The organism is Anaerosporobacter sp. (assembly GCF_031551385.1).
Lineage (GTDB): Bacteria > Bacillota > Clostridia > Lachnospirales > Lachnospiraceae > Anaerosporobacter.
Window position 1 is genome coordinate 1 of the sequence record NZ_JAVBNS010000092.1, and the last position, 3,410, is coordinate 3,410.

Below are 3,410 nucleotides of genomic sequence, written 5' to 3' on the forward strand. Positions count from 1 at the left end.
TTAAAAAAATCATGGATACTTACTTTAATCGATAATAAAATTAAGGGAAATAAATATTATTCGTAATATTTGCCAAGAACCGCTACATTTTTTGGTTGAAAATCACAATAAAAAGAGTTATACTATCTTTAGGAGAACACACACCATATTACAGGAGGAATTGCGATGGTTGAGGCAACGAGCTGTGGCGGTGTGGTTATATTCAGAGGAAAGATATTATTACTGTATAAGAACTATAAGAACAAATATGAAGGTTGGGTTTTACCGAAGGGAACAGTAGAAGAAGGCGAAGAGTATAAAGAAACTGCTATCCGTGAAGTAAAAGAAGAAACTGGAGTAGATACGAATATCATTAAGTATGTTGGAAAAAGTCAGTATACGTTTAATACACCATCAGATTTGGTGTCGAAAGATGTACATTGGTATTTGATGATGTCAGATAGTTATTATAGTAAACCACAACGTGAAGAATATTTTATGGACTCAGGGTACTATAAGTTTCATGAAGCATATCATTTATTGAAGTTTTCGAATGAGAAACAGATTTTAGAGAAAGCTTATAATGAATATGTAGATTTGAAGAGAAGTAACCTTTGGGGTAATAAAAAATATTTTTAATCCAAAAAGAAAATGTCACTACATAGCTAAGTATAGAGTTAGTTATTAGTGGCATTTTTTAATTTTATAAAAAGAGTTTTAATAAAAAGAACACGAAAGTTATCATAGGAATAGTTCTGACGATTTTGTTAATCCTTTAGATAAGGAGTTGTTAAAAAGATTTTACTATACGGGAAGGAGCGTGTTGTAAGAATGCTTGAGAAGATTGATTTGAATAAAACGTTAGAAAAAAAAGAGTATAAGGAAAATGTTGAGGAGCTGTCAGCAAAGCTATCCTATCTACAGCGAGTTTGTAAAGAGGAAGGGATTCCGATTACAATTCTGTTTGAAGGTTTTGGTGCGGCAGGAAAAGGAAGTATGATTAACCAGTTGATTTTGCCACTTGATCCAAGAGGGTTTGATGTGTATTCAACGCAAAGACCTACAGAGGAGGAAGCAAAGAGACCGTATTTGTGTCGTTTCTTTTCCAAACTACCTGCAAAGGGACGAATTACTTTATTTGAACGAAGTTGGTATCGAAGAGTACTGAATGATAGAATTGATCAGATTACAAGTAAAGAGGAATTAGAATGCGCATTTGACGATATTAATAATTTCGAGAAGCTATTAACTGATGATGGAATGATTATTATTAAATTCTTCTTGTATATAACAAAGCAGGAACAAAAAAATCGTTTTGATAAGTTGATGCAGTCAAAAGAAACAGCGTGGCGTGTGAAAAAATATGACCTTAGACAGAATGAACACTATAATGAGTATCTTGAGATGAATAACGAGATGCTTGAGAATACGGATACAAAGAATGCACCTTGGACAATTATTGAAGCAATGGATTTTAAATATGCGCAAGTCAAGATTATGAAGATGGTAGTAGCAAGGTTAGGAGAAGAATTACAAAGACGTAAGGAAGAAGGAAAAGAGCAAAATCAAGTTACTCGTATGGGGAATGAAGAGATTGCGAATGCTACAGTTCCAAACGAAATGGAGTCAATTGAAGAAGTAAGGACTCATGTATTAGCAGGTATTGATTTGGCAAAAGATATTGACAAAGAGGAATATAAGAAAAAATTACAAAAGTTAGAACAAAAACTATCCTTGCTGCATAGTGACATGTATCAGAAGAAAATCCCTGTTATCTTAGCATTTGAGGGTTGGGATGCAGCAGGTAAGGGTGGGGCAATTAAGAGAATTACGATGAATCTTGATCCAAGAGGGTATAAGGTTAATCCGGTCAGTGCACCGAATGATATTGAACGTGCGCATCATTATTTATGGCGCTTTTATAATACATTTCCCAAGGCGGGAAAATTAGCAATCTATGACCGAACTTGGTATGGCAGGGTACTTGTTGAGAGAGTAGAGGGATTTTGTAGCGAAGAGGAATGGAATAGAGCGTACTATGAGATTAATGAGATGGAAGAGCATCTGAGCAACTTTGGCGCAGTAATCATTAAATTCTGGTTGCATATCGATAAAGAGGAGCAGGAGAAACGATTTAAAGCGAGACAAGAAAATCCTGAGAAACAGTGGAAGATTACAGAGGAGGATTGGCGTAATCGCGAAAAATGGGATGAGTATGAGAAAGCGGTTGATGAGATGATTATTAAGACATCAACAACATATGCCCCTTGGGTTGTAGTGGAAGGAAATTCAAAACACTATGCTCGAATTAAGATTTTAGAAACAATAGTAGATGCACTGGAGAAACGCTTATATTAAGACAATAATACCAATTTCATCGAGGTTTAAATTAATGCCATCGTCCTTGTTATAAGTAACTTTAATGATTGGATTGAAAAAAGCACTTGAAAAAACCAAAAGAATCACGTACAATATATCGTTGAGTAAAGAAATGTTTGACTATATATTCTTTTGGAGGTGCACATGAAACATTTAATTAGTCCCCTTGACTTATCTGTAACAGAACTTGATGAAATCTTAACTTTGGCCGAAGAAATTATTGAAAAGCCGAAGAAATATTCTAGTGTTTGTAATGGCAAGAAAATTGCAACGTTATTTTATGAACCAAGTACACGAACAAGACTTAGTTTCGAAGCTGCTATGCTGAATCTAGGTGGTAGTGTGCTTGGTTTTTCTTCTGCCGATTCGAGCTCTGCTGCAAAAGGTGAAAGTGTGTCAGATACGATACGAGTAATCTCAAGTTATGCAGATATCTGTGCAATGCGACATCCGAAGGAAGGTGCTCCATTAGTAGCGGCGAACTATTCAAGTATCCCTGTTATTAATGCAGGAGATGGTGGTCATAATCACCCAACACAGACATTAACGGATTTGCTTACTATTAAAAATCTAAAAGGTCGTCTTGATAATTTGACAGTGGGATTTTGCGGAGACTTAAAATTCGGAAGAACCGTACATTCCTTAATCAACGCATTAGTACGCTATGAAAATATTAATTTTGTACTGATTTCACCAGATGAACTTAAAATTCCAGAGTATCTTCGTAAGGAAGTAATTGAAGAGAATAATGTTCAATACAAAGAAGTGAAAGTGCTTGAACAAGTTATGCCAGAGCTAGACATTCTATATATGACGAGGGTTCAAAAAGAGCGTTTCTTCAATGAGGAAGATTATATTCGTTTGAAAGATAGTTTTATATTAGATGCGAAGAAAATGGAATTGGCAAAGAAGGACATGCTAGTAATGCATCCGCTACCACGTGTAAACGAAATTGCGACAGAAGTTGATAATGATGACAGAGCAGTGTATTTTAAACAAGCAGAGTATGGTGTTTATGCTAGAATGGCATTGATTATGAAGTTATTGGAGGT

At 35.2% G+C, this 3,410-nt stretch carries 3 protein-coding genes; all 3 read left to right on the plus strand.

The genetic code is table 11. The annotated features are described in order from the left end of the window. The first annotated feature begins 165 nt into the window (after nucleotides 1–165). Nucleotides 166–618, plus strand: a complete 453-nt coding sequence (locus RMR19_RS08540; RefSeq protein WP_310603070.1) for an NUDIX hydrolase — start codon at nucleotides 166–168, stop codon at nucleotides 616–618. Nucleotides 619–810: 192 nt separating this feature from the next. Then, nucleotides 811–2,337 (plus strand): polyphosphate:AMP phosphotransferase, encoded by a 1,527-nt coding sequence (pap, locus tag RMR19_RS08545; protein WP_310603071.1) that lies wholly within the window; start codon nucleotides 811–813, stop codon nucleotides 2,335–2,337. Nucleotides 2,338–2,502: 165 nt separating this feature from the next. Beyond that, nucleotides 2,503–3,410: aspartate carbamoyltransferase (gene pyrB / locus RMR19_RS08550; protein ID WP_310603072.1), on the plus strand; the 908-nt coding region annotated here is incomplete at its 3' end.